The 23,593-nt window shown below is 45.9% G+C and carries 22 protein-coding genes; 12 read left to right on the top strand and 10 right to left on the bottom strand.

Features of this window, described 5'->3' with window-relative positions; genetic code table 11:
* Positions 1-44 precede the first annotated feature (44 nt).
* From glnA to ACL9RM_RS17255, 4 genes are all read left to right on the top strand, one after another.
* The gene (glnA, locus tag ACL9RM_RS17270) at positions 45-1,469 is read left to right on the top strand and encodes a type I glutamate--ammonia ligase (RefSeq protein ID WP_061829159.1); all 1,425 of its coding nucleotides are present in this window, start codon (positions 45-47) and stop codon (positions 1,467-1,469) included.
* A gap of 265 nt (positions 1,470-1,734) precedes the next feature.
* Complete coding sequence (serC, locus tag ACL9RM_RS17265) at positions 1,735-2,826, top strand: 3-phosphoserine/phosphohydroxythreonine transaminase (protein ID WP_250261956.1); 1,092 nt, start codon at positions 1,735-1,737, stop codon at positions 2,824-2,826.
* Between the two features lie 238 nt (positions 2,827-3,064).
* Positions 3,065-3,529, top strand: coding sequence for a tRNA (uridine(34)/cytosine(34)/5-carboxymethylaminomethyluridine(34)-2'-O)-methyltransferase TrmL (gene trmL / locus ACL9RM_RS17260; RefSeq protein ID WP_061829161.1), 465 nt, complete (start codon positions 3,065-3,067; stop codon positions 3,527-3,529).
* A 376-nt stretch (positions 3,530-3,905) separates the two neighbouring features.
* The gene (locus ACL9RM_RS17255) at positions 3,906-4,154 is read left to right on the top strand and encodes an AbrB/MazE/SpoVT family DNA-binding domain-containing protein (protein ID WP_013309439.1); all 249 of its coding nucleotides are present in this window, start codon (positions 3,906-3,908) and stop codon (positions 4,152-4,154) included.
* 98 nt (positions 4,155-4,252) lie between these two features.
* On the opposite strand, the gene ACL9RM_RS17250 is transcribed toward ACL9RM_RS17255, so the two are convergent.
* Together ACL9RM_RS17250 and ACL9RM_RS17245 are read right to left on the bottom strand one after the other, a co-directional pair.
* Positions 4,253-5,320: a phosphodiester glycosidase family protein gene (locus tag ACL9RM_RS17250; RefSeq protein WP_250267880.1), complete on the bottom strand. Its 1,068-nt coding sequence runs from the start codon at positions 5,318-5,320 to the stop codon at positions 4,253-4,255.
* On the bottom strand, positions 5,317-5,724 hold the full coding sequence (locus ACL9RM_RS17245) for a hypothetical protein (protein ID WP_013309441.1): 408 nt from the start codon (positions 5,722-5,724) through the stop codon (positions 5,317-5,319). The genes ACL9RM_RS17250 and ACL9RM_RS17245 overlap by 4 nt, the downstream gene beginning before the upstream one ends.
* Positions 5,725-5,999: 275 nt before the next feature.
* Between ACL9RM_RS17245 and ACL9RM_RS17240 the strand changes: the two genes are divergently transcribed.
* Positions 6,000-6,656 (top strand): response regulator transcription factor, encoded by a 657-nt coding sequence (locus ACL9RM_RS17240; RefSeq protein ID WP_220027414.1) that lies wholly within the window; start codon positions 6,000-6,002, stop codon positions 6,654-6,656.
* Between the two features lie 50 nt (positions 6,657-6,706).
* Complete coding sequence (locus ACL9RM_RS17235) at positions 6,707-7,960, top strand: PLP-dependent aminotransferase family protein (RefSeq protein ID WP_250261955.1); 1,254 nt, start codon at positions 6,707-6,709, stop codon at positions 7,958-7,960.
* 20 nt (positions 7,961-7,980) lie between these two features.
* Here the strand turns inward: ACL9RM_RS17235 and ACL9RM_RS17230 are convergent, their stop codons facing one another.
* Positions 7,981-8,814: a DUF2161 domain-containing phosphodiesterase gene (locus ACL9RM_RS17230; RefSeq protein WP_069291494.1), complete on the bottom strand. Its 834-nt coding sequence runs from the start codon at positions 8,812-8,814 to the stop codon at positions 7,981-7,983.
* 283 nt (positions 8,815-9,097) lie between these two features.
* Here ACL9RM_RS17230 and ACL9RM_RS17225 point away from each other — a divergent pair, with 283 nt between their 5' ends.
* Both ACL9RM_RS17225 and ACL9RM_RS17220 read left to right on the top strand, forming a co-directional pair.
* Positions 9,098-10,993, top strand: a complete 1,896-nt coding sequence (locus ACL9RM_RS17225; protein WP_165176125.1) for a PrkA family serine protein kinase — start codon at positions 9,098-9,100, stop codon at positions 10,991-10,993.
* A gap of 295 nt (positions 10,994-11,288) precedes the next feature.
* A complete protein-coding gene (locus ACL9RM_RS17220) occupies positions 11,289-12,311 on the top strand; it encodes a globin-coupled sensor protein (protein ID WP_061831409.1) in 1,023 nt (340 codons plus the stop codon).
* A gap of 38 nt (positions 12,312-12,349) precedes the next feature.
* Here the strand turns inward: ACL9RM_RS17220 and ACL9RM_RS17215 are convergent, their stop codons facing one another.
* The 7 genes from ACL9RM_RS17215 to ACL9RM_RS17185 form a co-directional block, all read right to left on the bottom strand.
* Positions 12,350-13,228 (bottom strand): arylamine N-acetyltransferase family protein, encoded by an 879-nt coding sequence (locus ACL9RM_RS17215; RefSeq protein ID WP_250267882.1) that lies wholly within the window; start codon positions 13,226-13,228, stop codon positions 12,350-12,352.
* A 245-nt stretch (positions 13,229-13,473) separates the two neighbouring features.
* The gene (locus tag ACL9RM_RS17210) at positions 13,474-14,370 is read right to left on the bottom strand and encodes an aminoglycoside phosphotransferase family protein (protein ID WP_250267883.1); all 897 of its coding nucleotides are present in this window, start codon (positions 14,368-14,370) and stop codon (positions 13,474-13,476) included.
* A gap of 18 nt (positions 14,371-14,388) precedes the next feature.
* Entirely contained in the window at positions 14,389-15,399 is a 1,011-nt protein-coding gene (locus tag ACL9RM_RS17205; protein WP_250267884.1) for an aminoglycoside phosphotransferase family protein, read from the bottom strand.
* A gap of 404 nt (positions 15,400-15,803) precedes the next feature.
* Positions 15,804-16,355 carry a PepSY domain-containing protein gene (locus tag ACL9RM_RS17200; RefSeq protein WP_414126424.1) on the bottom strand — a complete coding sequence of 184 codons (552 nt, stop codon included), beginning with the start codon at positions 16,353-16,355 and terminating at the stop codon, positions 15,804-15,806.
* A gap of 119 nt (positions 16,356-16,474) precedes the next feature.
* Entirely contained in the window at positions 16,475-17,068 is a 594-nt protein-coding gene (locus ACL9RM_RS17195) for a PepSY domain-containing protein (protein ID WP_250267886.1), read from the bottom strand.
* A 22-nt stretch (positions 17,069-17,090) separates the two neighbouring features.
* Positions 17,091-18,452 (bottom strand): sensor histidine kinase, encoded by a 1,362-nt coding sequence (locus ACL9RM_RS17190; protein WP_250267887.1) that lies wholly within the window; start codon positions 18,450-18,452, stop codon positions 17,091-17,093.
* Complete coding sequence (locus tag ACL9RM_RS17185) at positions 18,449-19,150, bottom strand: response regulator transcription factor (RefSeq protein ID WP_076294949.1); 702 nt, start codon at positions 19,148-19,150, stop codon at positions 18,449-18,451. Before ACL9RM_RS17185 ends, ACL9RM_RS17190 begins: the two co-directional genes overlap by 4 nt.
* A gap of 326 nt (positions 19,151-19,476) precedes the next feature.
* Here ACL9RM_RS17185 and ACL9RM_RS17180 point away from each other — a divergent pair, with 326 nt between their 5' ends.
* The 4 genes from ACL9RM_RS17180 (at position 19,477) to ACL9RM_RS17165 (ending at position 23,586) form a co-directional block, all read left to right on the top strand.
* Positions 19,477-20,172, top strand: coding sequence for an AroM family protein (locus tag ACL9RM_RS17180; protein WP_235307895.1), 696 nt, complete (start codon positions 19,477-19,479; stop codon positions 20,170-20,172).
* Between the two features lie 26 nt (positions 20,173-20,198).
* A complete protein-coding gene (locus tag ACL9RM_RS17175; RefSeq protein WP_235307896.1) occupies positions 20,199-21,149 on the top strand; it encodes an aminopeptidase in 951 nt (316 codons plus the stop codon).
* A gap of 16 nt (positions 21,150-21,165) precedes the next feature.
* Complete coding sequence (locus ACL9RM_RS17170; protein WP_250267888.1) at positions 21,166-21,792, top strand: aspartate/glutamate racemase family protein; 627 nt, start codon at positions 21,166-21,168, stop codon at positions 21,790-21,792.
* A 258-nt stretch (positions 21,793-22,050) separates the two neighbouring features.
* Positions 22,051-23,586 carry a PucR family transcriptional regulator gene (locus ACL9RM_RS17165; RefSeq protein WP_250267889.1) on the top strand — a complete coding sequence of 512 codons (1,536 nt, stop codon included), beginning with the start codon at positions 22,051-22,053 and terminating at the stop codon, positions 23,584-23,586.
* Positions 23,587-23,593: the final 7 nt, after the last annotated feature.

Raw genomic sequence — 23,593 nt, 5'->3', positions numbered from 1 at the left:
GTTGTATAAGACTTAATGTTCGGAAAAATTGGGAGGAAGAAGACATGTCCGTTGAAAACGTATTGAAAACAATTCAGGAAAATAATATTGAGTGGGTAGATTTTCGTTTTGTAGATTTGTCTGGTCGTGCTCACCATATTTCATTGCCAGCTTCCGAAGTAGATGAAGAGACATTTGTTAACGGTGTTGCTTTCGACGGTTCTTCCATTCCCGGCTATCGTGGCATTGAGGAATCCGACATGGTTATGCTGCCCGATCCAGAAGCGGTTTTTATCGACCCTTTCACTCAGCATCCTACACTGAATATCCTGTGTGACATTGCTACGCCAGACGGCGAAAAATACGACCGCGATCCTCGCGGCATCGCAAAAAAAGCTGAGGCATTTCTGCAATCGGCAGGAGTGGGCACAGCAGCATTTTTTGCACCTGAGTCCGAGTTTTTCATCTTTGATGATGTACGCTACGAAAGCGGCATGAACAGCTCCTCCTTCTTCGTAGATTCCGAGGAAGCAGCTTGGAACACGAACCGTAAGGAAGAAGGCGGCAACCTGGGCTTTAAAGTGGGGGTGAAGGGCGGATATGTACCTGTAGCGCCAGTAGACACCCAACAAGATATCCGTAGTGAAATGTGCCGTTTGCTTGAAGAAGCAGGTCTGAGAATTGAGCGCCATCACCATGAGGTAGCTACGGCAGGCCAAGCGGAAATCAACTTCCGTTTTGATACACTCAAGAAAACAGCAGACAACCTGCTCGTTTATAAATACATTGTACACAACACAGCTCGTCAATATGGTAAAGTGGCAACATTCATGCCGAAACCAATCTTCGGAGACAACGGAAGTGGTATGCACGTTCACCAATCCATTTTCGATGGCGACACTCCTTTGTTCTACGAAAAAGGTGGTTATGCTAATCTGAGCGAAATGGCTCTTCATTACATTGGCGGTATTCTGTACCACGCACCTGCGTTGATCGCTTTGACCAACCCAAGCACCAACTCGTTCAAACGTCTCGTTCCTGGCTACGAAGCACCAGTTAACCTGGTATTCTCCAAAGGTAACCGTTCTGCGGCTGTACGTATTCCAGTAGCAGCTGTTACTCCAAAAGGCTGTCGGATCGAGTTCCGTACACCGGACTCCACAGCTAACCCTTACCTTGCCTTCTCAGCAATGCTGATGGCGGGTCTGGATGGCATCAAGCGCAAACTGAACCCAATCGAATTGGGATATGGTCCACTTGACAGCAACATCTACGAGCTGTCTGACGCTGAAAAAGGTAAAATCCGTAGCGTACCTGGTTCATTGGATGAGGCTCTGGACGCTCTGGAAGCTGACTACGAATTCTTGACTGAAGGCGGCGTATTTACGAAGGACTTTATTGATAACTATGTAGAGCTCAAACGTTCTGAAGCTAAATCGGTGAATATCCGTGTTCATCCACACGAATACAGCCTGTATTTTGACTGCTAATAAGTCGATAGCATAGCTGCTTTGAATAACAAGCATTAGCTTACGGGTAACAGTTGTTATTCAAAATAGGTCTCCGGTCTTATGCCGGGGACCTTTTAATATTAAAGTGAAAATCACAGAATAAAGATGTTAAATATGTTAACATTCACAACTCTGTCACATCATAAATGAAATTGAAAACATTTTTATACAAGTCTTGAACGCATTTATGAATACTGCTATCATAGCGATAATATCCACACCAGAGTAGAGAAGGGATGGGAATTTGTTGAGTAAGAGAGCCTACAATTTTAATGCAGGACCAGCGGCATTGCCGCTTAAAGTACTAGAACGTGTACAAGCTGAATTCGTAGATTTCCAGGGAACAGGGATGTCGATCATGGAAATGTCTCACCGTGGAGCTGTGTATGAATCTGTTCATAATGAGGCGCAGGAACGCCTGTTATCTCTGCTGGGCAATCCACAAGGCTACAAGGTGTTATTCCTACAAGGTGGTGCAAGTACGCAGTTTGCGATGCTGCCTTTAAATTTCTTGCGCGAAGGACAGACTGGGAGCTATGTAATGACAGGTAGCTGGTCGGACAAGGCATATAAAGAAGCCAAGCTACTGGGCAAGGCTCATGTTGCTGCATCCTCCGCTGATGAGAAGTACATGCGTCTTCCGAATGTGGATTCCTTGGACTTGCCTGAGAATACTGCTTATGTGCATATGACGTCCAACGAAACGATTGAAGGTACACAATTTAAGCAATTCCCGGATACGGGTTCCGTACCCTTGATTGTGGACATGTCCAGTGATATTTTTTGCAAGCCTTTTGATGTTACTCAATTTGGATTGATTTACGCTGGCGCACAAAAAAATCTGGGACCTTCTGGTGTGACGGTCGTGATTGCCCGTGAAGAGTTGCTGACTTCCTCACCGGACAATATTCCTACGATGTTGCGTTATAGCACATATGAAAAAAATAACTCTCTCTACAATACTCCCCCATCCTTTGCCATATACATGGTGAATGAAGTGCTGAAATGGATTCAGGAAGAAGGCGGTTTGGAAGGCATTGAGCGTGTGAACCAGCAGAAAGCTGCTTTGCTATACGACCGTATTGACAGTAGCGAAGGCTTCTATCGTGGTTGTGTGGACAGCGCTGATCGCTCTATCATGAATGTAACCTTCCGCCTCGCGAATGAGGATCTGGAAAAACAATTTATTAAGGAATCCGAACAGGCCGGATTTATCGGACTGAAGGGACATCGCAGTGTAGGAGGGCTTCGCGCCTCGATCTACAATGCTGTTCCACTGGAGAACTGTCAAGCATTAGCCGAGTTTATGGACGGATTCAAGCAACGTAACAGTTGATTACACGGACATATATTTCGATACACGATATTTGAAATCGAAAATGTAAATGTAGAGCCTTCCCTGAATGTGTATAGGGGAAGGCTTTTAGTGGTGTGGGTTGAAATTTTTGTCGTTTGATGTTCATATCTGTCTGATTTTGTTAAAATAAAAGAATGTGTATGTTTTCAATGTATACACTTTGGTTAAACTGTAGGTTATTTGTCTGATGAATTTAAAATGAAGGGAACGAAACGTGATGCCATTACATATTGTGCTTGTCGAGCCGGAAATCCCGGCTAACACAGGGAATATTGCTAGAACGTGTGCTGCAACCGGAACTCATCTACATCTGGTAAAGCCACTGGGCTTCCGTACCGACGATGCCACGTTAAAACGGGCCGGACTTGATTATTGGTATGCTGTCCACATTGAATATCATGAGTCTTTTGCTGAAGTGCAGGAGAAATATCAGGAAGGTCGCTTTTTTTATGCGACGACCAAAGCGAATCAGCGATATAGTGATATTGCATTTCAGGATGGAGACTTCTTGGTATTTGGTAAAGAAACGAAAGGTTTGCCGCCAGAGCTGCTAGCTGCTAATCCAAATACATGCATCAAGATGCCTATGTCAGATAAAGTAAGATCTCTAAACTTGTCGAATTCCGCTGCGATTATCGTATATGAAGCGTTGAGACAAATGGATTTTCCAGGTTTATCGTAAAGAACATCGAGTGAACAAGTATAAATGCGAATAAAGAACCAGGACCTTAGTTGGTAATAAAAGTTTCACCTATATTGCTCAAATCTATATGATAGTGGAACTTAAATAAAGGTTGTACGGTCAAAAATTTGCGAAATTTCTCAGCGAGGGCTAATGATAATTGGCTTTCCGGTCGATAAAAATATTATAGACATTCTGTACCATACTTTGATATGGTTCATGATTTTATGAAAAAATGTAATAAAATTTCCTGTGATCAGCAGGATTCGACAAAAAGACAGCGAATACTACATAAAGAATAGTGTCTTTGTACCTAGTTTTTCGCATGGAAAGAAAATTGTAAGTTATTACTCAATAGGAGAGGTGTACGATCACGATGAAACCTGCCGGTGTGGTACGTAAAGTTGATCAGCTGGGAAGAATAGTTTTGCCTAAGTCACTGCGTAAAAGATATCAAATGAATGAGGGAGATCCTGTCGAAATTTTGGTTCAGGGTGACCACATTATTTTGGAGCGTTATCGTCCAAAATGTGTATTCTGCGGGTCAGTAGAACAAGTGAACGATTTCAAAGACCGTTATATTTGTGCTCAATGCCTGACAGAAATGACACAGTATTCCTCCTAAATGAGGCAAAAGCATCACGACATTCGTTCGTGATGCTTTTTTTCGGATAGAGCCGTACGTCGGCAAGCATATTTAATTTGTTAGCAGACTACACATAGCTATTTATAGAACAAAAAATGAGTAGGGACTGGACGCAAATTACCATCTGACGGTTTGTTTACGACTCGACCGTTAAGTATAAGCGACGAGGAACCGCCTCCGTCCAAATTATAGGCATCTTGAACACCTAGATTGTACATTTTTCCTTGCAGTTCTTCGAGCGTCGCGCCCGAACCCCCGCTTTCATTGTAGCCGTCTACGACAATAATGAGTAACTGATCATCTTTATAGTTGCCAATGACCGTACGTGGGGCCCGCTTGGGGGAGACTTTCCATTTGTCAGGAATAGGCATTTTTTGTCCTCTTTGCAGCAGGACGGGAACGAAGGTAGCACCAAAGGCAGGCTTTAAGCTGTCAAGAGCACCTTGACTGTAAAATTTGCCACCGATAAGCTTGCCATCGTTACTCAGTCCGACGAAGGACAAATCCTTAAAACTGGACTGAAAGCCAGTAAGGTAGTGGCCGTTCAAGACAGTAGTGCTTAATGGATAGCGTTTGCCGTCTCCATCCGCAAAGCCGCCTGCATTGATGCCTGCAATAGCTCCGTGTCTCAAGACTGCACGCATGGTGGTTTCCGAGCCACCCAATTTGTCACTTCCCAAAGACATTTTCATAGCAGTAGGATCTTTAAGTTTGACCTTCATAGCGTAGCCATGATAAATTCCCGGGTTTACCTTAAATAATTCAATGGTAATCCGATTGCTATCTACCCGCTCATAGGGAACCCCCAGTTTGGCGGTGATGCGTCGATCATAGATGATCGCGGGCCGCTTGGACTGCGTAGAGGCAGTCACGACAAGCTGATTCATCGTTTGAGTCGTTTGCTTGTATAGCTCAGAAGTCCGGCGAATTGTAGACAAGGTGTATGTTGCCGTTTGCTTGGCTTCATCAAGCTGCTTGCCTACTAATTGCATTTGTAGAGTGACTTCAGCTTTTTGCAAACTCAAAGAAGTAGACCCAGGAAAGCTCAATGAGGGATGCACTAACAAAATATACCCCAACAAGCCGATAAAAGGAGCAAGGGCCAACATAAAGAACCGGTTCACTTGTTTTGCGTCTACATTCATTTTAGCAAGTCCATTTTTTTCTGAAGTGTATTGAGCTGCTGCTTGACTTCGTTTAATTGGGTATACAGTTTGTTGCTGTTATCGGTCTTATTGTTTGCATTATCCTTAGTAAAGGTCAGTAGTTCATTGAAGGACTGGACTTTTCCCTGCAATCCGCTAACTTCCTTGGAAAGAGCAGTCAGTTGCTTTTCATAGTCAGATTTGAGTGCTTGAATCTGTTGGTCTGTATGGGTCTGCATCTCGTTTAGCATTTGCTGCTTCAAGTGATTGCTATACAGATAGGTTGCGAGAGCACCTAATATAATAAGAATGAACCAAAATAGCAGAAAAGCCTTTACGGGTAACCCCTTTCTTGAATTACTCCGCCGAGCTTCGGCAGGAGGACGTTCAGGTGAAGCTTGCATACGATTTTCAACTCCCGTGTAAAGTCAAATTTCCAGTCTTTATTTGCAGTACCAATTCTATCATGGGCCTATTTATTTCGCAAAAGCGAAATAGTCGTATAAAAATATTGGAAAAAGAGATTGCATCGGAAGGAAGTCCTAGGATACAATTTCCTTAAACGTTTTTCGCTTCCTATACGTTCATATTCGCGCAATTTCTACATATGCAATCCCTAATTTTAGAATTATTTTCGCTACTAACTATGTATTTTTTTGTAAACTCAGGAGGTTTAGATATGAGAAAAGTATGGCAGGTGGTCATCATAGATATCCATCCTACAAGTATGCTGGGAACAAAGCTTATTTTGGAAGACCAGCAGGATTTGCTTGTCAGAGGGATGTCTTCCTCCGGAACGGAAGGCTTGGAGCTGGCTTGCTCCATTCGACCGGAAATCATTTTAATGGACTACAGGTTGCCTGAGGGAACGGCGGAACCATTTTTGACACAAATGCGGGCCTTGTCTCCGGACAGCCATATTGTTATTATGACGGATGAGGATAATATTACGTTGTTTCAGCAGTTAATTTCGCTTGGAGCAAATGGAATGTTATCCAAACAGGCATCACCGAGCCAGTTAATCCATTTGATCAACGGTTTGCGCGAAGGATTTGCTTCTTTACCAATGGATTGGATTCGGTGTGGAAACTGGCCCTTTATACCGTTAATGGCATCCGAGCCTTTTGACGAATTGACACAAACCGAAGTGTTTATTATGGAACGTATTGTACAAGGAATTACATATGACAAAATTGCTATCGAGATCGAAGTTAGCCGGCGCTCCATTGATAATTATCTACGTAAAATTTATGCGAAATTAGGCGTGTCCAGCCGGGCGCAGGCGATTGAACGTTATGCCTTATATGCGCGTCAGATGAAGCAGCTATATGCCTGATGCGTCAGCCCGGAGATCATGACCTATTTTTCAGGAGAAGGAGGATGTTCATGCAATATTCCTTTGCTTCACGAACGGCTGCGATGTTGGCTTCTCCAGTGCGTCATATCCGGGAAAATGCGAGAAGACACTCCTTTATATCTCTGGCTGAAGAACTACCTGCACAAGAGCTGTTTCCGGTGAAGCTGCTGGAAGAAGCGGCCCATGATGTGTTTGGCTCCGGCCCTGACGCCCTCCAGTATGGTGAACCGGAGGGCTATTTCCCTTTGCGAGCATGGCTTGCGGGAGAGTGGGAACAGCGTAAAGGAGTAAGAGTACCACCAGGTCAAATCCTCCTCACGACAGGCAGTCAGCAGGCCATTGACCTGATCATAAGGCTGATGGTGGATGAGCGTGATCCGGTATTGGTCGAAAACCCTACGTCTCCTGGATGTTTACAAGTGCTATCTATGCAGGGTGCTCAGATCGTTCCTGTAGAATCAGATGGGGAAGGTGTCATTCCTGATAAGCTTGAAGCTTTAATGATCCGTTATCGACCCAAGCTTTTTTTTGCCACGCCGACGTTTACGAATCCGACGGGCTCCTTATGGAGCGCGGCTAGGCGGCAGGAAATTTTGGACCTGTGCAGGCATCATGAGGTGTTAGTAGTTGAGGATGATTCTTATGGTGAATTGCATTTGAAGCAAAAAAATGAGTTCCATGACAAGAGTCCACATGGTCAGAGTCGAAAATTTGCAGAGACTTACCCCTCTCTATTTGCGCTGGATCATGCGGGTCAGGGCGGCCAAGTGCTCTATATCGGTTCGTTCAATAAAACAGTTGCTCCTGCGCTCAGAACGGGTTGGGCTGCTGGTCCTGCGCCGCTGATTGAAGGAATGTACGCCTTGAAGCAGCTGGCTGATATGCAATCCAGTACGATGAACCAACGGTTGTTGTTCCAATTGCTGACCAGCTCGCGTTTTCAATGGCACGAGCACTTAGCGATGCTGAACAAGGAATATTCGACTCGACTTCAATTAATCTTGGAGCTGCTCAAGCGCCCGTTTTGGAAAGACGTGACGTATCTTATTCCGTCCGGTGGCATGTATGTATGGGTGCAGTTGCCCGATGGGCTGGACAGCGCATTGCTGCTAAAGGCGGCGTTACCCAAAGGCGTAGCCTTTATGCCAGGTGCACTATGTGCGGTTGGCAGTGAAGGCGCGTCCCATATTCGCCTTAATTTTAGCCATCCGGGCCGTGAGCAATTGCTTATGGGCATGAATCTGATCGGTGAAACGATTAGCGAATTTACTGCGCGGAGCTAGCGAAAACCATCCGCCCCATGTCAGTCATCCTCCGCTTCCACAACAACGGTGGAGTAAGTGATTGGCGCTTCCGCAATCTGGAGCTGTCCACTGTCCTCGTCAAGCTCTGCGTCTATTTCAGCGGCCGTTTTTATGCCATGCTCTTGCAGTACTGCCGCATACTCGTTCAGGGCAGCTTCGCCAAACGGAGTCAGTCGATAGCGGCCGCGGGATACGCGCTCAAACCAGCCGTAGTAGTTGTGCTGAAGTACGGCAGCAGCTGTGCTGACGGCTGCTATGCGAGCGAGCTGCGCCGGGGCAGCTTCCCCCAAGCCCTGCAAGGCTGCGGCTACGCGCAGCGCTTTTTCCCGGTAGGCAGTGACCAGCTTGCGTCGGGTGCTGCCGCCGGTATTGTGGTCACCGCTGCGTGCGTGAAATTCCCGCAGCAGCTTTTCCTTGCGCGAGCCGTGGCGTACCGTTGCTGCATTGTGGACATTGTCGCTATGCGCCGCAGGCTTACACAGTACCTCAACGAGCGGCGGCTTCGTTTTAAAATGGGTGACGGTGAGCAAGCCAAGTCCCAACTGGCGGCACAGTCCGACCAGCTCGTTCCAGCGTTGATTCACGGCCCCTTTTTTGGCACGATTTCGTTCTACAGCTACATATACATTGCTGCTTAGTTTCAAACGCTGCATGCCTTGCAGCACAAGCGCCAGGTTAAACGTCTTTTTGATCTCCACAATCAATGGTGTCTGTTGCCCTGGCTTGATACCCACCAAATCGCAGTTGCGCACCTCTCCTTTGACTTCATATCCCAAGTTCTCAAAAAAGGCTTTCACCGGAGCGTACAGCTCCGTCTCATGCCGAACCGCCATGACTTCTCCCGCTCCTTTATCCCATTATTCCGAGCTTATATTGTACCATAATGCGTCAGGTCCGCGTTGTTGTTGTATATTTTAGCACAGTGTATCCCTTGGTTTTTTCGAAAAAGCAGAGAGACCTGTCACAAAAAATAGGTCAATTCTGAAATCAATCTGCATAGGTATGTATTACACTTTTTTTAAGGGGATTGCATCATATCCTGAAAGGCGTGACGAGTGTAGCCATAATCATCAGGAGTGGAGGATAGTCATTACGCAGTCATGGGAGGAACCGAGCATGAATATTTTTGAACGCGTTGCGGAGTACCGGGCGGAAAACAACCGTCTGGCCTGGAGCGGCACTTTTAGAGAGTATATTGAGATACTCAAGAAAGACCCGACGCCGGCGATGACAGCTCATGCACGGGTTTACAAGATGATTGAATCTTTTGGTGTAGAAGAGGTTGGGGGACATAAGCGATACAAATTTTTTGAGCAGGAGATCTTTGGACTGGATCGAGCGCTGGAAAAGTTGGTGGAGGAATATTTCCATTCCTCAGCCAGGCGGCTCGATGTTCGCAAGCGTATCCTTCTTTTGATGGGACCCGTTAGTGGGGGGAAATCGACACTGGTCACGTTGCTAAAACGTGGTCTGGAGAAATTTTCAAGAACGGATCAGGGAGCCGTATACGCGATTGAAGGCTGCCCCATGCACGAGGACCCGCTGCATCTGATTCCCCATGAGCTGCGTCCCGATTTTGAAAAGGAGCTGGGTGTACGGATTGAAGGTAATCTCTGCCCATCCTGCCAGATGAGATTGCGCACGGAATTTGATGGTGATATTGAAAAGGTCCGCGTGGAGCGGGTATTTATATCGGAAGAAAATCGGATTGGTATTGGTACGTTCAGTCCTTCTGATCCGAAGTCACAGGATATTGCTGATTTGACGGGCAGCATCGACTTTTCCACGATTACAGAGTATGGTTCGGAATCCGATCCGCGTGCGTATCGGTTTGACGGAGAATTGAACAAAGCGAATCGTGGACTGATGGAGTTTCAGGAAATGCTGAAATGCGATGAGAAGTTTTTGTGGAATTTGCTTTCTCTGACCCAAGAGGGAAATTTTAAGGCTGGGCGGTTTGCGCTCATCAGTGCAGATGAACTGATCGTGGCTCACACCAATGAATCCGAGTATAAAAGCTTTATTGCAAACAAAAAGAACGAGGCGTTGCAATCACGGATGATTGTAATGCCGATTCCTTATAACCTGAAAGTATCTGAGGAAGAAAAGATTTACGCCAAGCTCATTGATCAAAGTGATATGAGACATATCCACATTGCGCCTCATGCGCTGAGAACGGCTGCCATTTTCTCCGTGCTTACCCGCTTGAAGGAGACGAAGAAACAGGGGATGGATCTGGTCAAAAAGATGCGCATGTATGACGGTGAAGAGGTCGAAGGATACAAGGAAGCCGATCTGAAGGAAATGCAAAGTGAGTTTCTGGAGGAAGGTATGTCCGGGGTAGACCCGCGGTACGTCATTAATCGTATTTCTAGTGCATTGATTAAGCAAAATGTGGAATCCATCAATGCCCTAGACATTTTACGAGCAATTAAGGATGGTCTGGATCAACATGCCTCCATCACAAAGGAAGAACGGGAGCGGTATCTGAATTTCATTTCCGTGGCTCGTAAGGAATATGACGAATTGGCGAAAAAAGAAGTGCAGAAGGCCTTTGTGTACTCTTTCGAGGAATCAGCCAAGACGCTGTTTGACAACTATTTGGATAACATCGAAGCTTTTTGCAATTGGGCGAAAATTCGCGATCCGCTCACAGATGAGGAACTCGACCCGGATGAGCGGCTCATGCGCTCTATTGAGGAGCAAATCGGGGTATCGGAAAATGCGAAAAAAGCGTTCCGTGAAGAAATATTAATCCGTATTTCCGCGTATTCTCGCAAGGGACGAAAGTTTGAGTATCATCATCATGATCGGCTGCGAGAAGCCATTGAGAAGAAGCTGTTCGCCGATTTGAAGGATATTGTGAAGATTACGACTTCGACCAAAACGCCTGACGCTAATCAGCTCAAACGGATGAATGAGGTGATTAAGCGACTGATTGAGGAGCACGGCTACACAGGAGCCAGCGCCAACGATCTGTTAAGGTATGTAGGTAGCCTCCTGAATCGGTAAGACGAATAATAAACAAGTACAGTATGGTGAAACCATGGGTTGATCTGGATGGTGTCATACGGTTGTGAGGTATCCGATGAACGTGTTTCGTAGAGGGAATTCGGCAAGCACAGGGGATTTCAGGTGCTGCCGGATTCTTTTTTTGTATCATTAAGCAGTTGAGTTTATATATAATTTTTCTGAAATTGCTATGAAAAAAATCATAATCAATCTTCTGCTTTTTTAACATTTTCTAAAAAGTTGCCGATAAATATGGTAATGTAAAATCTATGTAAACTATTATTTGGAGGAACTTATGATTCATGTCGCGGAGAGTAGATTAAAACAGATACAATATATTGGTATTACTGATGATGATTTGGCTTTATTGCATCATTATCAGGGACTATTCCAATCTATTGTGAATGAGGTGGTCGATCGGTTTTATGAGCATGTAGAAAAGGTTCCGCATCTCATGTCGATTATTTCCAAATGGTCGAATATTGAACGACTAAAACAAACACAACGTGAATACTGGCTTTCTCTCGCAGATGGAAAAATAGATGATCAGTTTATCGAACACCGTCTTTTTGTGGGGCAGGTACATTCCCGAATCGGATTGTCTTCCGATTATTATTTAGGCACGTACATTGCTTATCTTGATATTGCAGTCGACATTTTAAAACGTTCGGGGATAGAGGATTGGTTTTCTATTGTGCATGCTCTTTCCAAAATGTTCAACCTGGATTCCCAGCTTGTACTGGAAGCTTATCAGGAAAAGGAAAAGGAACAAATCAACGAGCTGGCCGACGAACAAACGCAGGTGTTGACCGTTGTGTCCCGAATTGCGCAAAATTTGACCGGGATGATTGCTGAGCTTAGGGAAAATACGGATAATATCGCGGAGAGTGCCTGCAACACTGCTTCTTCGCAGGAACATACAGAGGAATTGGTACAGCATTTGAGTGACGAGATTAAGCATATTGAGCAGATGAGCGGTACGATCCGGGAACTGTCCGATCAGACTCATCTGCTGGGACTGAATGCGGCGATTGAAGCTGCCCATGCGCAGGAAGCAGGGCGCGGGTTTCAAATTGTGGCACAGGAGGTGCGAAAGCTTGCATCTAATTCGAAGCAAGCACAGGAGCAAATTCAGCGCAAGGTGCTGGATATTGCCCGTATGCTTGACAGTGTGCAATCCGAAACAGCTGTCACAACAGCCAGTGCCCGGCAACAGGCTTCCAGCTCAGAGGAATTGGCTTCGTTCACTAAGCTGATCGAAAACATGGTGAAGGAATTGGAAATGCTGCAGCACTCCTCGGAAATGCTAAAGGTGTAAGATGTGGCTTGAAGGCTATCCTTACGTTGGAGGCTTCACTACTGTAACGATTCAGTCATAGACTTTTTCCATTCTATATGAGCCGCAAGTACTCTTTTCCATAACTCGTCCCGTTCCTGGCGACTGTAGTTAACGAGCGGCTCGCCAAATACATCTGCCAACACTTCTAGCCACTGCGACTTCTTATCCAGTTCTATTTTTTCCAAACTGTGTAGCCCGCGTCTTTTCCAAATACATCCTCTGAGTTCATTCGCCTCTAATGCTTGCCTTTGCCGAATCAGAAACAGGTTAAACCATGGAGATTCCGCTGAGCGGCTATAGAAATGATGTTTCGGCATAAATTCTTCCAAATCCTGAACAACCGCAGGGGAAAAATCAACGCCAACAAATGAAGCAAGTGAGTCATGCTCTAAGCGCCAACCTTTTGTAACAACTCCGGATTCCATAACTTTATAATGAAGAGGGGCTTGTTCATAAGTCCCCATACGGAGTGGAAGAGGCTCATATGGCATATCGCCCAGCCCGACATCAACGATCCATACTTCATCTTCATGATGCTCATTTAGCAAGTTCACTGTTAGTCCAAGATGAAATGAATTAATGCGTGGTTCAGCTCCCAGAGGTTGTACCCCGGCACGATGCAGAGAGACTTTGTACCCTAGTGAATATAGTAGTGCACTAAAGGCACCATTCAGATGAAAACAATAACCACTTCTCCCATGTAGAATGAGTTGAACGGATTCTTGAAAGCCAATGGCTGCCGGCTTCCTTGCAAAAATGTCCAATGTTTGCCATGAAAGATGTTTTACATGAGCCTTATGCAGTTCAACTAAATAGGAAAGGGTAGGAGACTGAATTTCGGGAATTCCAATTCTGTTTAAATAAGCTTTTATTTCTTCTTTTGTCATGGTGTACATGTACAATCACCTCTATTGTTAGTTTCCCAAATTCTCTTCTCGAAACCATTGAGCATTGAGTCTTAGCATCATTGTAGAAGGGGGAAGTGCTGTTTACAATGCTATATATTTTTGGTTGTACCGGTACAGTCAGCAATTCGATTGGCTTTAGCGGCTTGCGCTTTTCCTGTAGTTGGTTGTCAGAACACAAAAAAACAGACCGCTTCATCGGGTCTGTTTTTTTGTTTAGTTCCAAGCTGACAGATTTATAAGAGTGATCTAAGTTCACGTCGGTATTTGTTCAAATGCGCGAACGACGGAATGACTCGCTTGGCAGAACGGAAGCCGCCTATTCTGATATTGCGGACCACATGATAGGGAGAGATCAATAGTGCGTGAAGCAGATGCAAATCATGGGTGCTCAATGGACGATATCGTTGATAGTAATCTATCGCGCGCAGCATCTTTGTCCCATTCCAAAGACAATTCCGATGAAGAAGATGGGAGAGATCTTTCATCCTTACATGTAGGGAGCAATTTTCAAAGTCGATCATATGGATTTTGAGCTGTTTGTCTTTAATCAGATTGGGATAATTATAGTCGCCGTGTATAAATGCGGCGACTTTTTGCTCCTGAGCAATGGCTTCTCTAACTTTGGGCTGCTGTAGGCGATGGGACACTTCCTCACAAAGAGCTACGAGATGTGCTGTGCCTCTGTATGGGATGAGGCGTTTTTTGTATCCAGCTATTTCATCGCTCAAGCCTTCATAACGGATTCTGGATGGCGGAGCTTCAGTGACAGGAAAGCCCACGGCACTGGAATGGAATTTGGCTAAAGTAGCAATTCCCTTTTTGAAGTCTATTCTCTTGGTGAATTCTGGTCTGAGTCCATGAACCCAATTGGTTAATGTATACGAAACACCTTCATAGGTCATGTAAGCCGCTTGTTGTACTGTTGGATAGATCTTTTGGCTGCGTGTAAACCCGCGCTCATCCAAGTAGGACAAGACACGTGTAATAAAACGGATCTCTTCTTCCTGGAATTTGTAGGGTTTTAAGCAATAAGTCGTATTAGCGGTCTCAATCTTGTGAATGTCCTTCATTTGACGGCTACGCTGAATTTTGATTCCGTACATCTGCTCAACGTTCGATAAAATCGACATTTTGCTCCTCACTTTCTTTTATACATGAGCCCACTCCTGCAAAATATGGATGATTTGTAATCGAAGAGGCCACGACTGATCCCAATTGTCCAGGATTTCGCGATCTCTTGAACGATTCGGGTGTCGGGAAGCATGCCAGGCTTCTCGTGGTAGTTTATATAAAGCTGTAACAATCTTCCGTTCAGTACGGCTTAGCGGTTTGCGTTTTTGGTATCCCTTCAGCATGGATTGCACAAATTCAGGGTTGAATTGAGTCGTATTCATAAGGGCCTTTGCCAAATCAGCATAGGCTGAGCCGATCTTAACCCGATCCCAATCAATGATTTTGAGATGACCGTCATCCGAAATAATGACATTCGGGGTAGTGATATCACTGTGTATCAAGGAGGGATGCCGATGTTCCATCCGAAGCATCCTTATAATGGATGCATCCTGCAAATCCTTCCATGCTCGCCTGGATAAACGTTTGCAGTCTTCGCCGTGAGCATTGTACCAATTGCGGTACGTTTTATCATGTCGACTGGTTTTTGTCATTTTTCTTTGAAAGAGACGATCCTGGTTTTTCCATATCCGCAATTGTTGAATGGTCGGAGGGGACTTTCCTTTATCCATCTGATGCAAGCCGGTGGAGGTGGCGTGAAGTGTGGCAAGTGCCCGCCCCAGCTTTTCGAAATCTTCAGCGGTCTCCAGTCCCCGTCCTTTGATCCACTGACTTACATAAAATGGCGTTCCCTGATACAGAGTCCATAACTTGCCGGAATGAGTGGGGAGCCATGCGGGCATGTAGGTATACTTTCTCTTTTTCAAAAGCCTGATATGGCTCGCAGCTCGTTCCATCTGTTGAATCGTATTTGAACGGACCATCTTTGTACGACTAAAGGGTTTTAATGCATAAGTTCCCTTTTTCGTTTTCACCTGGATCACTGCATTTTTTCGGTATAATGATGAGACTAAGCTTGATTTTAACGGGATCAGGCCGAAACGACGGGTGATTTTGCGAATCTGTGCTTTAGTATAGGATTTCGCCATAAGAACCTCACTTGACTTTGGATTGAAGAAAAAAGGTAATCCTCTGTTAGTTATCAGTCTATTCATGAAGAAATAATAGGTGCAGTTTTATGGAGCCATCTTCGTTCTTTTCCTGTGTCACATGGGTCAAAAAAACGGAGCAGCGAAAGTTCGCTGCTCCGTCAGGCTGTCGAGAAACCCCCTGTTTTTTTGCAGGGGGTTTAAAACTGTCTTAGTGGTCTAAAAACTAGGGTCCTCAGATCGTTTTAAATCGATTTTTGTTTTAAAAGATGCGTCTCCCCATATAAAAATAGAAGTGTCGAAAAGTCCTCTGGACTTTCTCGACACTCTGACGGAGCAGCGAAAGTTCGCTGCTCCGTTTTAATTAGCTCTGTATTTAGTTACCCTAATTATGACCTGGTTAATTAATATTCGTTGTCATCATCATCATCGTCTGTATCCACGATTGCGCCAGATGATGCATGGATATCAAGCTCAACGGTTCCTTCGTTGGTGAGTACCTTTACCTCGTAGATGAATTGTCCATCTTCCTTATCCAATTTAGAAGACAAAAGGGTACTCCCGGGCACGTGCTTAAGCGCAATTTGTCCAGCCTGTTTTTCAGTCAGGGTGATGTCATTTGGCTTGTTAAGGGAGGACTCGTCATTCGAGTCATGATCAAGCTCAGAATGGGAACGGATGGTTTTCCCGGTATGAGCATCAATGTCTATATCCCAATCTTTATCCCCTTGCTGGAGATCCACCTCATAGTAGACTTTTCCGTTCTTGTGCTCCAGTTCGACATCTTCAACTTGTGCATTATTCCCCACAGCCTTCTTGGCAATGTTGGCAGCGGCGGTCGCTCCAATAAGGCCCGTAGGTTTAGTGGCCCATACGGCATTCGCTGAGACACCCGTAACCGTAACTCCAAGCAGAACCGTAGCTGCCATAATTCCTAATGTATAGTTTTTTTTCATTACATTATTCCTCCTTGTGCTATTAGCATGAATACAGCTTATCTCTTGAACATGAGAGGAACATAATAGAATCATGAGAAAACCATGAGAAAACATGAGCTGAGATGATCATCAAGTCTTCATGATTCGTCGTGCTCCTGTTTTGCTTTTTCCCACGTTATAGAGTCGATAGAGCCCGATACTGCATTGACCTGTACCACTGCTTCACGCCCATTTTTCACCTCAACCTCAACCAGATAATAGAGGCCTTTGCCGTTGCGGTGAAGCTCAATATCATCGGATGTTCCGTTAACTGCTTTGGCAGCAAGCTTGGCTGCTTCTTTCTCTGTAATAACGAGAGAAACCGGGTCAGGTTTATTAGCTGGATTCGATGTGTCTTTGGTTGGTGAGTTACCGGGATTGTGGTCTTGGGGCTCCTGCTTCACATCTGTATAAGCTTGTGTCCGCTTAATGGAGTCGATGACACCGTCATAGGCATTGGCTTTTATATCGTACTTCCCTTTGGCGCGTTCCAGCCTGATCAGATAAAAATCACCCAAGCGTTGGGATTCGAGCACCTCGCCGGGATACTGATGCAAAACGGATTGGATGACGGCCTTTTCTTCCAATGGAGAAGCTGCTAACGACCGTGCCCAAGGCCACTGTAAAAGACAAATTGTAATCAATACAGCCGCCAGCGTACCCCCAATCATCCACACATAGATGGCTTTCATCGTTATTCCCTCCTTTGGCTTATTATTTTGGAACGGTAGGGAGGATGATCGTTGCCGTTGTTCCGCTCCCCTCTACACTTTCTAGCCCAATTTGAGCATGTATAGCTTGTGCAATTCCTGTAGCCAATGATAAGCCTAGTCCAGTCCCACCTTCCTCGCGGCTTCTGGCTTCATCCACACGATAGAAGCGGTCGAATACTTTAGATAACTTTTCTTCTGGGATTCCAATTCCTTGGTCTGTGATTCTTATGCAGGGTTGAGCTGTATCGCCTATCGTATCAATCATCAGGTGTATCGGCTCGTCACTGTATTTGCGTGCATTATCCAAAAAGATAAATAGGAGCTGCTTCAGCTTATTTTCATCGGTATAGCCAATGCAGTCTGCCTGTACATCCAGTTGAATTTGTCGGGCGAACGCATTTTCAAATGTAGCCTTTAATTCTGTCGCTATTCTGGTCAGGCGTACAGGCTCCAGCACGATATTCCACTGTTCTTCGTTTCTGGCCAACAAAAGAAGCTGCTCTGCCATGTCCTTCATTCGGATCGCCTCGGAATGGATCGCTTCAACGGATTCGGCAAAAATCTTGGGATGCTGCAACCCCCGCCGTTTGAGCAGGCTGGCATAACTTTCAATAATGGTGAGCGGCGTCTTCAATTCATGGGACGCATTAGATACAAATTGTTCTTGCCTGACGAAATTTCGCTCTAGCAGTTCAATCATGTCATTAAATGTTTCACCCATTTCGACCAGTTCGTCGCGTGATGATGAATGGAGCGGAAGACGTTTAAATTTCCCGCTGCGCTGAATTTCTTTCATCGTGCTAATCATAGATGTAATTGGACGTGTAATCAGTCTGCCGAGCAGTCTTCCCGATACCACGACAGGAATGAGCGCAATTCCAGTGACAGCAACAAGTACGATTCTGAGTACCTGTAGCGTCTGCATCGTCGGTTGCAGACTTTCGGTCACCTGAAGATTGACAACCTCGCCATTGGTCCAAATCATGGGGAGCGATACAAGAATGTAACGGTTGCTTTCATAGGTAATGATGCGAACCTGCCGTGTTTCATCAAAAACGCCCTTCATCAAGCTAAGAGATTGCTCGGAAGAAGAGGTGATAGGGGGAAGAAAGTCGCCTTCTGGTTTCATTAGCCGAAGCATGCCATCCAGCGGTACATAGGCTCGGAGAAGATCCTCAGCGGCTACGGATACCGGAGCACGTTGAATCCCACGAATCATGTTTTCTGCTGCGGCCTCTACCTGGTCTTTTCGACTGTCTATCGAAAGTTGGCTGAATAGGAAATAGACTGAGAAGTTAATGGCCATAAGTAAAATCCCGAATAATAACGAGGTATACGTATGGATTTTGTTTTGTAGCTTCATAAGGATTCTTTCAGAACATAACCAATTCCGCGTACAGTATGGATCAGCTCAGGGAGCTGGCGCGTAGGGTCGATTTTATTGCGCACGTAGCGAATATACACATCGACCACATTGGTATCGCCCATATAATCTATGCCCCATACATTCTCCAGTAATTGTTCACGGCTAAGTACCTGCCGCTGGTGTCTGAGTAAATGAACGAGCAAGTCAAACTCTCGCGGTGTAAGCTCAATGTTGTGCTCTCCCCGAAGAACTTCACGAGTACCTTCATGGAGACGTAAATCCCCGGCACTAAGCCATTTATCTACCACTTGTGGAGCCATGTCTTTCGTTGCACCCACTCTGAGTGCGGCCCTTACACGTGCAAGCAGCTCTTCGATCACAAACGGTTTGGTAACATAATCATTGGCTCCCAAATCGAGTCCCTCGACCTTATCTGCAATGGAACTTTTAGCCGTCAGCAAAATGACAGGAACGTTCGCATCATGCTTACGAATCCTCCGAAGTAGCTCGATGCCATTGAGACCGGGAATCATAATATCCAACAACACTAGGTCCCAATTGCCTTTGCAATACGTCTCCAGCCCATCAATTCCGTTTTTTTCTTTACATACTTGATAGCCTTCAAATTGAAGTTCGATCTCTAGAAGCCGGGCAATCTTTTCTTCGTCTTCTACGATCAAAATAGATTGTTTCATGATCATGCCCTCCTGTAGGCGAATAGCCGATACGGAAGTATTTTAGCATATACGGACAGGTAAGACACTTCAAAGCGCAGGGCAGTGAGGGAAGAGATATTTATACTGCGTTATATTTCTTGACATTAAAAAGGGATAAAATGTAATGATAGCGCTATGATTTTGTTTTTTTATCCTTTATGCACAACAAATAAGCCTTTGTTTTGGTCAGAACGAACATTGTTTATGTTAGGAAAGTTGCAGTAACATAAGTTAAAACTATTCACCAGAACCGAAATAAGGGCAGACCGCGGGCTTGCTCTTTGTCGCCAGGAGCGTAAAATAAAATGAAGCGAAAGCAGGGGTTCAAAATGTATAAGCTTGGGATGATTACGATTGGGCAAGCCCCTCGGTCAGATGTGGCCCCTATCGTAGAAAGGGCATTGGAAGGACGGGCAGAGCTGGTACAGGCCGGTGCGCTGGATGGGCTCTCATTGGACTATATACAACAGCATCTATCACCGTCACCGGGAGAATATGTATTAACCTCGCGCTTGACGACCGGGGAGTCGGTGGTCATTTCACGCGAAAAAATCCAGCCGCTGCTCCAGGAAAAAATCACACATTTGGAGGAGCAAGGCATACGTACGATTTTGCTACTCTGTACCGGTGTGTTTCCTGGATTACATACCCAAAGCGCTTTTCTAATTGAGCCAGATCAAGTGCTTCCTCCTGTACTAAAGGCCATGTCCAGCGGAAGAAGACTGGGTCTCATTGGACCGCTCGAAGAACAGAAGAATAACCTCAAGCTTAAATTCAGTCCTTATGGATTGAATCCAGAGTTTGCGGCGGCCTCGCCTTACAGTGGCAGTGAGGAAGAATTTTGCCGAGCAGCCGGACAGTTCAAGAATCAAGCCGATCTGATCGTGCTGGATTGCATGGGCTATACGGAAACGCATCGAGAGCTAGCGGCGCATTACTCAGGGATTCCCGTTGTATTGTCCAATGCCTTGATTGGCAAACTGGTATCGGAAATGGTGTAAGGAGCTAAAAATTGGAGGTAAGAACTATGAGTCAACAACGTATTGAAATCAGTAAAAATGTATTGCAAAAATGTTTGGGACTTACCGCTGGGGAGACGCTTCTGGTCGTAACCGACGATGATAAAAAAGAATTGGGCGAGTCCATATATGAGGCTGGCAAGGCACTGGGAGCAGAAGCAGCTATTTTGACGATGAAGGTTCGCTCCAAATCGGGCGAGGAGCCTCCAGTCCCTGTTGCCGAAGCCATGCTTCGCTCCAACGTTGTTGTATGTGTCACCCGGTATTCGCTGACACATACAAGTGCCCGTAAGCAGGCCGCAGCTGCTGGAGCACGCCTGGCGACCATGCCTGGTATGACAGACGATATGTTCATGAATGGAGCAATCGCTGCTGATTATCCGAAGGTCAAGGCGCTGACCGAAGAGGTAACCGCATTGCTGACTGCTGCCAAGCAGGTACGGATTGAAAAGGATGGATATAGCCTGAACTTTACCATAGAAGGGCGCAACGGCGTTCCCAGCACAGGTATGTATTTGAATCCTGGCGAATCGGGCAATCTGCCTTCCGGTGAAGCGTATATTGCTCCACTGGAAGGAACGGCACAGGGTCAGATTGTGGTGGACGGTTCTGTAGCAGGAATCGGTGCCTTACAAGAGCCGCTGCTGCTGACGGTGCAAAATGGCAGATTAATCGCCGCAGAAGGGGAAGCCGGACAGTCCCTGTTGGATATGCTCGGCGAAGGCGATGGTAGAATGCTGGCCGAATTTGGTATTGGAACGAATGATAAAGCCCGCATTACAGGTGTTGTGTTAGAGGACGAGAAAGTGTATGGCACGATTCATGTCGCTTTTGGCAGCAATAATACCTTCGGGGGAACTGTCGCTGCGGGTGTACATATTGACGGAGTCGTACAAAAACCGGATGTATATCTGGATGATCGTCTAATGATGAAGGCTGGTCAGTTGCTAGAGAGATAAAAGGGAGGAAGTTATCATGCTTGGAATGATCAGAGTGCTTACCATGCAGGACAAAGCAGCTATCGACCTTCACGGCCGGGTCATTGAGCAGCGCTACGGGCTGCCTGTCACCAGTGTATGTATCCCTGATCAGCCGAAAGGAATCTACGATGATATCACAGACCGGGAAGCGGTGCCTAAAATTGTGCTTGCGGCGCAACAACTCGTTGAACAAGGCTGTACGTCTATCGGTATTAGCTGCGCGGCTGATCCGGCGCTAGAGGAAACTCGTCAAGCTGTATCTGTACCTGTATACGGGGCGGGGTCTTGTGCGGCACTCTTGGCTCTGACATCGGCCAGCCATGTAGGCGTGTTGACCATTTTGGAGGAGGCTCCGCCGCTGATTCGCCACATTTTGGGCAATTCCTATATCGGTACAGAGCGTCCCATAGGTGTGCATACGACACTGGACTTGAACACTCCACAAGGTAAAGAGGCGGCTATAGCAGCAGCGCTGCGGCTTCAGGAGAAGGGAGCTGAGGTAATCGTACTTGCCTGCACAGGTTTTGTAACGATGAACTTTGCGCCAGAGCTGGAGCGTACACTGGGTATTCGGGCTATTGATCCGATTGTGGCGTTGGGTGCAGCCGTGTCGGTACGCTAGCAGTTGCTTCGTGTGGAGAACAAGCAGGATAGTTCTTAAACCTCATTATAAATAGTTGAATATTAAAATAAACCGCCTTTTCCAGAAAAGGGCGGTTTATTTAGGTTCCATTGAGCTCCTAAAGATAGGAATGGGCTGGTGTGGATAGACTTGACCAAGCGGTAAAAGGTTTTGTTTTGTACACTTTTTTGGTACACTATCCTGAAAATTAGATGAAGTAAGGATTTTGCAAAATAAATAGCAGGGTGGTCTGTCTTTATGAAAATACCGGGTGTAACAGTTCAAGAGCTCATGGCAATACCCGTGTTGAAGGAGGCGAAGGTATTAAGCGGAGAACAGGGGCTAAGCCGGGTTGTCCGGTTTATTGACATTATGGAAGTCCCTGACCTGAAAGGCTGGGTCCGGGAAGGTGTATTGTTGATGACAACGGCTTATTCGATCCGTCATGAGCCTGAGGTATTGTGCCAAATTATTCAATTACTGCATCAGGGCGGAGCGGCGGCGCTTGTGATCAAGCCTACCCGCTTTCTCACGGAAATCCCTCATAGTGCGCTGGAAGAAAGCAATGCCTGCGGCCTTCCTGTGATTGAGATTCCAGCCGATATTCCCTATACGGATATTACGCAGCGTGTCATGGATATGGTGTTGAACCGACAGGCAGAGCTGCTGCGACGTTCGGAAGAAATCTATCGAACGTTAACGACGATGGTGCTGGAGAACAGTGGCATACAGGCTGTAAGCGATAATATAGCAGAGCTTTTTAAAGCTCCGGTTGCTTTGATTGATAATGGAGGTCAAGTCATTGTCACTTCACCACAAGAATGGGAGTGGGCGAAGGTACAAGATGCTCGTCATTTTCCCATTAGTGTGGATAAACGTACAGTTGCCAAGTTGGTTATTGCCCGCAATGAGCTGGATGATATGGAGCAGGTTGGTATTGAGCAGGCACGGCTGGTGATGGCGTTGGAACTCATGCGTGAAAAGGCGGTAGAAGATACGGAAAGCCGACTACGGGGGAACTTTATAGATGAGCTAATGACACCTCCGTTGCCGCTGCGGCATGAGGTTGAGCGGAGAGGTCGTCAATTGGGATTCAACCCGGAATATGACTGGGAGGTGGCTGTACTGGAAAGTGCTGCGGCTCCGCCAGAAGAGATTCTTTCTGGGTTATTGAGTATGGAATCGACCCGACGGCGTGTGGTGTCTCATATTGAGTTTCGTTCAAATCGTGCGATATTATTTCTGCCAACTCTTCAGCCGAATGATCACCAGAACGTACCTGGCTCTGATCAGGAAATGTCCTGGAGTGATACGCTGAAAAACTGGTCGACTGAAAAGGCCTGGGGTACCGCCGATTATTATTTAGGCATCGGAAGTGCCAAAAAGTTATGGGAGCTGCTGCCAAGCTACAATGAAGCACGTCGTGCCATTACTGTAGCCCAGCGGCTGTATCCTGATCAACGTGTATGCAAATACAGCGATATAGAGATGCACTACATGCTTGGAGAAGCGATGGACAAAGAGGAATTTTCAAATGTATTTGAACGCAAGCTGGGGAGACTTCAGCAATATGATCGCTCACATGGCAGTGACTTACTCAAAACGTTATTTTATTATTTGGAAAACAGAGGCAGTCTGGTAGATACAGCCAATTATCTTTTTATACATCGTAACTCAGTAAAATACAGATTAGAACGGATACGCGACATGACAGAATTTGATCTTAACGATCCACGTGAGCAGTTTATATGTCATACCTGTCTGATTCATTATTATTTGCGGGAACATAGGTAGCTGGAGT

The organism is Paenibacillus sp. S29, assembly GCF_049319765.1.
GTDB classification, from domain to species: domain Bacteria; phylum Bacillota; class Bacilli; order Paenibacillales; family Paenibacillaceae; genus Paenibacillus; species Paenibacillus polymyxa_B.
This window is presented reverse-complemented; position numbering and strand designations above follow the sequence as displayed.

What these genes read in the sequence shown, in the direction of transcription:
- trmL (WP_061829161.1), top strand. Translation starts at nt 3,065, where the DNA reads ATGCCATTACATATTGTGCTTGTCGAGCCGGAAATCCCGGCTAACACA.
- ACL9RM_RS17240 (WP_220027414.1), top strand. Translation starts at nt 6,000, where the DNA reads ATGAGAAAAGTATGGCAGGTGGTCATCATAGATATCCATCCTACAAGT.
- ACL9RM_RS17185 (WP_076294949.1), bottom strand. Translation starts at nt 19,150, where the DNA reads ATGAAACAATCTATTTTGATCGTAGAAGACGAAGAAAAGATTGCCCGG.
- ACL9RM_RS17230 (WP_069291494.1), bottom strand. Translation starts at nt 8,814, where the DNA reads ATGGCGGTTCGGCATGAGACGGAGCTGTACGCTCCGGTGAAAGCCTTT.
- ACL9RM_RS17220 (WP_061831409.1), top strand. Translation starts at nt 11,289, where the DNA reads ATGATTCATGTCGCGGAGAGTAGATTAAAACAGATACAATATATTGGT.
- ACL9RM_RS17235 (WP_250261955.1), top strand. Translation starts at nt 6,707, where the DNA reads ATGCAATATTCCTTTGCTTCACGAACGGCTGCGATGTTGGCTTCTCCA.
- ACL9RM_RS17225 (WP_165176125.1), top strand. Translation starts at nt 9,098, where the DNA reads ATGAATATTTTTGAACGCGTTGCGGAGTACCGGGCGGAAAACAACCGT.
- ACL9RM_RS17250 (WP_250267880.1), bottom strand. Translation starts at nt 5,320, where the DNA reads ATGAATGTAGACGCAAAACAAGTGAACCGGTTCTTTATGTTGGCCCTT.
- ACL9RM_RS17175 (WP_235307896.1), top strand. Translation starts at nt 20,199, where the DNA reads ATGAGTCAACAACGTATTGAAATCAGTAAAAATGTATTGCAAAAATGT.
- ACL9RM_RS17195 (WP_250267886.1), bottom strand. Translation starts at nt 17,068, where the DNA reads ATGAAAGCCATCTATGTGTGGATGATTGGGGGTACGCTGGCGGCTGTA.
- ACL9RM_RS17210 (WP_250267883.1), bottom strand. Translation starts at nt 14,370, where the DNA reads ATGTCGATTTTATCGAACGTTGAGCAGATGTACGGAATCAAAATTCAG.
- ACL9RM_RS17205 (WP_250267884.1), bottom strand. Translation starts at nt 15,399, where the DNA reads ATGGCGAAATCCTATACTAAAGCACAGATTCGCAAAATCACCCGTCGT.
- ACL9RM_RS17200 (WP_414126424.1), bottom strand. Translation starts at nt 16,355, where the DNA reads ATGAAAAAAAACTATACATTAGGAATTATGGCAGCTACGGTTCTGCTT.
- ACL9RM_RS17180 (WP_235307895.1), top strand. Translation starts at nt 19,477, where the DNA reads ATGAAGCGAAAGCAGGGGTTCAAAATGTATAAGCTTGGGATGATTACG.
- ACL9RM_RS17170 (WP_250267888.1), top strand. Translation starts at nt 21,166, where the DNA reads ATGCTTGGAATGATCAGAGTGCTTACCATGCAGGACAAAGCAGCTATC.
- ACL9RM_RS17165 (WP_250267889.1), top strand. Translation starts at nt 22,051, where the DNA reads ATGAAAATACCGGGTGTAACAGTTCAAGAGCTCATGGCAATACCCGTG.
- ACL9RM_RS17215 (WP_250267882.1), bottom strand. Translation starts at nt 13,228, where the DNA reads ATGTACACCATGACAAAAGAAGAAATAAAAGCTTATTTAAACAGAATT.
- ACL9RM_RS17255 (WP_013309439.1), top strand. Translation starts at nt 3,906, where the DNA reads ATGAAACCTGCCGGTGTGGTACGTAAAGTTGATCAGCTGGGAAGAATA.
- ACL9RM_RS17190 (WP_250267887.1), bottom strand. Translation starts at nt 18,452, where the DNA reads ATGAAGCTACAAAACAAAATCCATACGTATACCTCGTTATTATTCGGG.
- glnA (WP_061829159.1), top strand. Translation starts at nt 45, where the DNA reads ATGTCCGTTGAAAACGTATTGAAAACAATTCAGGAAAATAATATTGAG.
- ACL9RM_RS17245 (WP_013309441.1), bottom strand. Translation starts at nt 5,724, where the DNA reads ATGCAAGCTTCACCTGAACGTCCTCCTGCCGAAGCTCGGCGGAGTAAT.